The sequence below is a fragment of the Microbacterium sp. B19 genome (assembly GCF_000333395.1).
GTDB lineage: Bacteria > Actinomycetota > Actinomycetes > Actinomycetales > Microbacteriaceae > Microbacterium.
In genome coordinates, this window is the sequence record NZ_BADA01000175.1 from 1 (window position 1) to 1041 (window position 1041).

General features: G+C 67.5%; 1 protein-coding gene and 1 pseudogene. One reads left to right on the forward strand and one right to left on the reverse strand.

Features of this window, described 5'->3' with window-relative positions:
- Positions 1 to 583: hypothetical protein (locus I5G_RS06725; protein ID WP_022878373.1), on the reverse strand; the 583-nt coding region annotated here is incomplete at its 3' end.
- Positions 584 to 756: 173 nt separating this feature from the next.
- Between I5G_RS06725 and I5G_RS06730 the strand changes: the two are divergent.
- Positions 757 to 1041, forward strand: a pseudogene (locus I5G_RS06730) (ABC transporter family substrate-binding protein); the annotation flags it as partial.

The following is a 1041-nucleotide window of genomic DNA, read 5'->3' on the forward strand; positions in this document are numbered from 1 at the left end:
GAGGATCCCGTCCCGACCAGCCCAGGCGCCGCAGGCGGTCGAACAGGTAGCCGAGGAAGATGACCTCCTCGGTGAGGCCCGCGCGCAGCGCCGCGAGGACCAGCAGAGCGATCACCCACCACGACGAGTCGAGCGGGGCGGGCACGATCGTGATGCTCTGCCCCAGGAGGCGCCCGACGGCGTACACGCCGATGCCCGGCACGCCGATCAGTGCGACGAGGGCCACGCCCCGCAGCACGTCGGAGCCGAAGCGCCGGAAGTCCAGGCCGATGCGGCGCAACGCGTTGTCGGCCGGCTCCCACAGCAGGTACACGGCGAGGGCGACGAGCGCGAGGGAGAAGAAGATCCCGAGGAACTGGTACAGGGCGTCCCAGAAAGGCTCATCGCTCCGAGAGGGATTCAGCTGCGTCTGCTGCTGGGCGATCGGGGCGCGCGTCGCGGCCCGGACGAACGCGACGACCGAGTAGATCGCGGACTGCCCGACGCTCACGAGCAGGACGAGCACGACCTCCCAGGGGAGCCTCCGACGACGGAAGCCGTCTTGTTCGATTCCGGGATCGTTGAAGCCCACAGTGCGCGGCATGTTGTCAGATTGCCACACGAAGCGCCCCTCGAATTAAAGGTATGTAACGGTTTCCCCAGGAGTTTTGACCAACGCAGAGCGTTTACCTATCGTTTCCGTATCCACGGCCCCCCAACCGTCATGTGCTTTTTCGACGGTCGGGGGTGCCCGTCAAACCTTGCACAGGAGGCAAAGTGTCTGAAAAGACTCGGCGCACGCGCGCCCTGGCGGCGGGAGCAGGTGTCGCCGTCGCGGCGCTCGCGCTCGCCGGCTGCACCACCACTGCCACGCCCGACGCGGGCGCCAGCAGCGGCGGCACCATCACCATCGCCACGACGAACGCGTTCACCTCGTTCAACGGCGACACCCCCGAGGCGAACCTCGACACCAACGGCATGGTGGGCTACCTCACCGGTGTCAGCGGCGGCCTCGGCCTCGGTGGTTTCCAGCGCCTCGACAAGGACTTCAGCGTCCTCGAC